Genomic DNA, 5,871 nt, shown 5'->3' on the forward strand with positions numbered 1-5,871 from the left:
GTGGGTGAGCGTGGTCTGGATTGCCGCGATATCGCCGCCCCACAGCCAGTCGTCATCATTCAGATTGGGATAGCCCTTTGATCCGGCGGCGCCCGACCCGTGGCACTGCACACAATTTACCTTGAAGGCAGCGCGGCCGCCTTCGATGGCCGATCGCATCAGTTGCGGATTGGCGGTGAGGGCTTCGACCGGTGTGGCGGCGATGGCGGTGACGCGCGGCGCGCGCGCGGCCACTTCTGCCTTCAGGGTTTCATCCAGTTGCCCGCGGCTGCTCCAGCCGGTCAAACCAGCCACATCGGGAAACGAGGGATAGGCCACCATATAGCCGGCCGCAAACACCACGGTGGCGGCAAAGATATACACCCACCAGCGCGGCAGCGGCGTATCCAGTTCCTCGATACCATCCCATTCGTGGCCCACCAGATCGGTGCCGGTGGCTTCGTCGACGCGTTTGCCCTGCTCAGTCATCTCTGTCCCTCCCGGGTTTTTCCGGCGCGAAGATCAGCCGTGCTGCGTCTTCGTGGTGCCGGCGGGCGCTGGGCCGAAACGTCCAACCAACCAAGCCCAGAAACAACAGGCACATGCCCACCAGCGCCCAGCTGTCGGCAAAGTGGCGCAGCACCTCATAGCGGCTCATTTGGCCTGTTCCTGCGCCTGCGCCGCCTTGAAATCGACCAATGTGCCCAGCATCTGCAAATAGGCGACCAGCGCATCCATTTCGGTAACCACGGCCGGATTGCCGTCATAATCGCGCACCTGCGATTTGGGGAAACGCGCCTGCAGATCGGCGCTGTCGGCATCGGCGGTGGCTTGCAGTTTCAGATCGTCATTGGCCTTGGCGATATCGGCATCGGTGTAGGGCACGCCCACAATCCGCAGCGCCTCCAGATGCGTGCGCAGGTCGCCGGCGGTAAGCGGCTTTTCAGCCAGAAAGGCATAGGGCGGCATGATCGATTCCGGCACTGCCTCGCGCGGGTTTTTCAGGTGGTTAACGTGCCAGGCATCGGAATATTTGCCGCCCACGCGCGCCAGATCGGGGCCGGTGCGTTTCGATCCCCACTGAAACGGGTGATCGTACATGCTCTCGGCGGCCAGGCTGTAGTGGCCATAACGTTCCACTTCGTCCTTGAACGGGCGGATCATCTGGCTGTGACACAGATAACAGCCTTCGCGCATGTAGATGTTGCGCCCGGCCAGTTCGAGCGGGGTGTAGGGGCGCATGCCTTCCACTTTTTCGATGGTGGAATCGACCCAGAACAGCGGCGCGATTTCAACGATGCCGCCGATGGAGACGGCGACGAGGGACAGCAGGCCCAGCAGCGTGACGTTGCGTTCGATCGTGCGGTGGGAAAACCCTTCCTTGGGGGGTTTTTGCGGTGATGAAGCCATGGGTTGATCCTCCCTTATTCGGCGGGCTGCAGGCCGCCGCCAGCACCGGACATCGGGCGGGCGGGGACAGGCAGCGGCCGATCGGCAGCGGCGTTGTAGGGGGTTTGTGTCATCGGCTGTTCCTGGCGCAGACGGCCGGCGATGGTCATCGCGATGTTCCAGGCGAACACCAGCCCTCCAGCAAGGTAAAGCACACCGCCAAAGGCCCGCAGCACATACATCGGGTGGATGGCGGCAATGGTTTCGGCAAAGCTGTTGACCAGATACCCATCGGCCCCATATTCGCGCCACATCAGGCCCTGGGTGAGGCCGGCGACCCACATCGACGCCGTGTAGAAAACGATGCCGGCGGTGGCGAGCCAGAAGTGCCAGTTGATCAGCCGCAGGCTGTACAGGCGCTGGCGGTTCCACAGGCGGGGCGCCAGATAATACATGCAGGCAAAGGTGATCATGCCGTTCCAGCCCAGCGCGCCCGAATGCACATGGCCGATGGTCCAATCGGTGTAGTGGGACAGCGAGTTGACCGATTTGATCGACATCACCGGACCTTCAAAGGTGCTCATGCCGTAAAAGGCCATGGCCAGCACCATCATGCGGATGATCGGATCGGTGCGGATCTTTTCCCAGGCACCATTCAGCGTCATCAGGCCGTTGATCATGCCGCCCCACGACGGCATCCACAGCATCACCGAAAACACCATGCCCAGGCTTTGCGCCCAATCGGGCAGCGCGGTGTAATGCAGGTGGTGCGGGCCAGCCCAGATATACAGGAAGATCAGCGACCAGAAGTGGATGATCGACAAACGATAGCTGTAAACCGGACGTTCCGCCTGCTTGGGCACGAAGTAATACATCATGGCCAGGAAGCCGGCGGTAAGCAGGAAACCCACCGCATTGTGGCCATACCACCATTGGGTGAGTGCATCCTGCACTCCGGCAAAAGCCGAATAGCTTTTGGAGCCGAACACGCTGACCGGCATCGACAGGTTGTTGACCAGGTGCAGCATCGCCACCGTGATGATGAAGCCCAGATAAAACCAATTGGCGACATAGATATGTGGTTCGCGCCGTTTGACGATGGTGCCGCCGAACACGACCAGATACGACACCCACACCGCGGTAAGCCACAGATCGACATACCATTCCGGTTCGGCATATTCGCGTGCTTCGGTGACGCCCATCACATAACCGGTGGCAGCCAGCACGATGAACAGTTGATAACCCCAGAACACGAAGCGGGCGAGGCCGGGAAAGGCCAACCGGGCTCGGCACGTGCGCTGCACCACAAAGAAACTGGTGCAGATCAGCGCGTTGCCGCCAAAGGCAAAGATCACGGCCGACGTGTGCAGCGGCCGCAGCCGGCCGAAACTGGTATATTCAAAGCCCAGATTGAGCACTGGATAGGCCAGTTGCAGCGCGATGACCAAGCCAGCCAGCAGGCCGACGACGCCCCAGAAGGTGGTGGCAATCACGCCACAACGCACCGGCGCATCGTCATACAGGCTTTCATCGTGGGCCAGCGCGCCAGCCGTTCTGGCGCCGGCCATTACTGCCAGAGCAGCGATCAGCGCGGCCAACGCCATGATGGCCATATGTACGGCAAAGGCCGTATCCTCGGCCTGGACCATGCCCAGCAATGCGATGATCGTGGCCAGGAACAGGCCGCCCGATTTTGCCAGCGTCGCAGGCATGTGGTTGCCCCTCTTGTGATGATTGCACGTGGCGCCCCTTTGGCGCTGTCTGCCGCAGTGCGGGAATACGGGCTTGCCCTATTAGGTATTGCAACGGAGGGCGTTTTTACGCAGCAAGCCCCGGAGCATCTGCGTTGCAGCAGGCTGTGGCATCATATCCGCTGCATGGGCGGATAGTTGCCGATGGCGGGTTCGCACCGCTATGTGTTGCCCGTGCTTGATCCCTCCCAGCCATTCCTGTTGCTCGACGACGCTGCAAGCGGCAGCGCCCGGCTGTTGACCGGTGTGCAGGAGGCGATATCTGTCACGGATCACGCCGCTGTTGCCGGCGCGCTGGCGCGGCTGGCCGAACCGGGCGCCTGGGGCGGCTTTGTCGGGTTCGAAGCCGGGTACGCGCTTGAAGCGCGGCTGCACGCGCTGCAACGGCCGCCGCCGCCAGGCCAGCCGCTGGCCTGGCTCGCCCGTTTTGCCCGTGACGAAGCGGTTGATGCGGCTGCACTGTTGGCGGACTGGCAGGCGCGGCCGGCCAAAATAGGCCCGGTGATGCCGGCCGTTGGCGCAGCCGATCACGCTGCTGCCCAAATGCGCGTGCAGCAATTGATCGCGTCCGGCGATATTTATCAGGCCAATCTCACCTTCCCGGCCCAGGTCGCGGTGCACGGCCATCCGATCAGTCTTTATGCCCGGCTGCGGGCCGGCAGCGCGGCACCGTTCGGGGCGCTGCTGTTCACTGGCGATTTGTGGTTGCTGTCGCTGTCGCCCGAATTGTTCTTTCGCCTCGATGGCCGCCGGCTCACTTCCCGGCCGATGAAGGGCACGGCCAAGCGCGGGCGCTTTGCCGCCGAGGATCAGGCGCGCCGCGCGGAACTGGCCGCCAGCCCCAAGAACCGGGCTGAAAACCTGATGATCACCGATCTGATCCGCAATGATCTGTCGCGGGTGGCCGATAACGTGGAGGTGCCGGCGTTGTTCGAACTGGAGGCCTATCCGACCGTCTGGCAGATGACTTCGACCGTGACCGCCACCGCCAAGCCCGGCGTTATGGCAGCCGATGTGCTGGCAGCGTTGTTCCCGTGTGGATCGGTGACGGGTGCGCCCAAGATCCGCAGTATGGAGGTGCTGGCCGAGGTGGAGCCGGCACCGCGCGGGGCCTATTGCGGGGCCATCGGCGCCATTTCGGCCAACGGCGATGCGCTGTTCAATGTCGCCATCCGCACGCTGGCGTTGCCGGTGGGCGGCAACACGGCCCAGGCAAGATTGGGCCATGCAAGATTGGGCCATGCAGGATTGGGCCATGCAGGATTGGGCCTGGGCAGCGGCATCGTCGCCGACAGCGTGGCGGCGGATGAATGGGCCGAATGCCTGGCCAAGGCGGCGTTCCTCCACCGCCGCGCGCTGCCCGATCTGATCGAGACGATGCGGGTGGAGGCCGGCACGCTGCCCGATCTGACCCTGCATCTTGACCGGCTGGCGGCCAGCGCCGCGCATCTGGGTCACCGCTTTGATCGCGCCGCGCTCGAATCCGCGCTGCTCGGCGCAGTGGTCGGCCACACCGGCCGCGCCCGGCTGCTGCTGGCGCCATCAGGTGCATGGAGCCTGCACTTGTCACCGCCGCCGCTGCCGCTGCCGGATCTGCTGTTGGCGGCGCTGGTCCCGCTGCCGGTGGCTGGCGATGATTGGCGCCTGTGCCACAAGACCAGCGACCGCGCGTTTTATGACGAGGCCCGCCGGGCTGCTGGCGCGGCGGAAGTGATCTTCGTACGCCCGGACGGGTTGGTGACGGAAGGCAGTTTCACCAGCCTGTTCGTCAAGCGCGGCGGCCGCCTGCTGACGCCCCCTGCCGATCTGGGCCTGCTGCCCGGTATCCTGCGGGCGCGGCTGATCGCGGAGGGCAGGGCGGTGGAGGCACTGCTGACCCCGGCCGATCTGGTGAGCGGATTTCTGGTTGGCAACGCGCTCAGGGGGCTGATACCCGCCGTGTTGCGTCAATAGCGCCTTGCACCGCAACAAATGCCAACCTATTGGCCTGCTTCGGACAAGGAACCGCCCATGAACCGCACCTCTGCCGCCGTTAATCGCATCCAGCCCAGCCCCACCATCGCGGTGACCAACAAGGCGGCTGATCTCAAGCGCCAGGGCCGCGACATCATCGGGCTCGGTGCCGGCGAGCCGGATTTCGACACGCCGGATTTCGTGAAAGAGGCCGCCATCGCTGCCATCCGCGCCGGCCAGACCAAATATACCGGCGTGGACGGCACGCCCGAATGCAAGGCGGCGGTGCAGCACAAGTTCAAGCGTGACAATAATCTGCACTACGGGCTTGACCAGATCAGTATCAATTCGGGCGGCAAGCATACGATTTTCAACGCCCTGCTGGCCACACTTGATCCGGGCGATGAAGTCATCATCCCGGCGCCCTATTGGGTGTCATATCCCGATATCGTGCTGCTTACCGGCGCTACCCCGGTCGTTATCCAGTGCGGCGTGGCGCAGGGCTTCAAGCTGACGCCGGCGCAACTGGAGGCCGCCATCACGCCGCGCACGCGCTGGTTCATCTTCAACTCGCCGTCCAACCCCACCGGCGCGGCGTACACGCGCGCCGAATTGAAGGCGCTGGCTGACGTGTTGATGCGCGCGCCGCACGTGCTGGTGCTGGCCGACGACATGTACGAACACATCGTTTATGACGGCTTTGATTTCGGCACCTTGGCCGAGATCGAGCCCGGCCTGTATGACCGCACGCTTACCGTGAATGGCGCCTCCAAGGCCTATGCCATGACCGGTTGGCGCA

The 5,871-nt window shown here is 63.7% G+C and carries 6 protein-coding genes; 2 read left to right on the forward strand and 4 right to left on the reverse strand.

Annotated elements, in window-relative coordinates; translation table 11 throughout:
* The 4 genes from ACESL8_RS02780 to ccoN all read right to left on the reverse strand — a co-directional run.
* Nucleotides 1–468: cbb3-type cytochrome c oxidase N-terminal domain-containing protein (locus tag ACESL8_RS02780; protein ID WP_372915717.1), on the reverse strand; the 468-nt coding region annotated here is incomplete at its 3' end.
* A complete protein-coding gene (locus tag ACESL8_RS02785; protein ID WP_372915719.1) occupies nucleotides 461–637 on the reverse strand; it encodes a cbb3-type cytochrome c oxidase subunit 3 in 177 nt (58 codons plus the stop codon). The genes ACESL8_RS02785 and ACESL8_RS02780, both read right to left, overlap by 8 nt.
* Nucleotides 634–1,389 carry a cytochrome-c oxidase, cbb3-type subunit II gene (gene ccoO / locus ACESL8_RS02790; protein ID WP_372915722.1) on the reverse strand — a complete coding sequence of 252 codons (756 nt, stop codon included), beginning with the start codon at nucleotides 1,387–1,389 and terminating at the stop codon, nucleotides 634–636. Before ccoO ends, ACESL8_RS02785 begins: the two co-directional genes overlap by 4 nt.
* 14 nt (nucleotides 1,390–1,403) lie before the next feature.
* Nucleotides 1,404–3,080 carry a cytochrome-c oxidase, cbb3-type subunit I gene (gene ccoN, locus ACESL8_RS02795; RefSeq protein ID WP_372915724.1) on the reverse strand — a complete coding sequence of 559 codons (1,677 nt, stop codon included), beginning with the start codon at nucleotides 3,078–3,080 and terminating at the stop codon, nucleotides 1,404–1,406.
* 213 nt (nucleotides 3,081–3,293) lie between these two features.
* On the opposite strand from ccoN, the gene pabB reads away from it, so the two are divergent.
* On the forward strand, nucleotides 3,294–5,072 hold the full coding sequence (gene pabB, locus ACESL8_RS02800; RefSeq protein ID WP_372915727.1) for an aminodeoxychorismate synthase component I: 1,779 nt from the start codon (nucleotides 3,294–3,296) through the stop codon (nucleotides 5,070–5,072).
* A 57-nt stretch (nucleotides 5,073–5,129) separates the two neighbouring features.
* On the forward strand, nucleotides 5,130–5,871 hold a 742-nt coding region (locus tag ACESL8_RS02805; protein WP_372915729.1), incomplete at its 3' end, for a pyridoxal phosphate-dependent aminotransferase.

The organism is Sandarakinorhabdus sp. (assembly GCF_041689835.1).
Taxonomy (GTDB): domain Bacteria; phylum Pseudomonadota; class Alphaproteobacteria; order Sphingomonadales; family Sphingomonadaceae; genus Sandarakinorhabdus.

Bases quoted from the DNA above. Each gene is read 5' to 3' on its own strand.
- ACESL8_RS02785 (WP_372915719.1), bottom strand. From the start codon at position 637: ATGAGCCGCTATGAGGTGCTGCGCCACTTTGCCGACAGCTGGGCGCTG.
- ccoO (WP_372915722.1), bottom strand. From the start codon at position 1,389: ATGGCTTCATCACCGCAAAAACCCCCCAAGGAAGGGTTTTCCCACCGC.
- ccoN (WP_372915724.1), bottom strand. From the start codon at position 3,080: ATGCCTGCGACGCTGGCAAAATCGGGCGGCCTGTTCCTGGCCACGATC.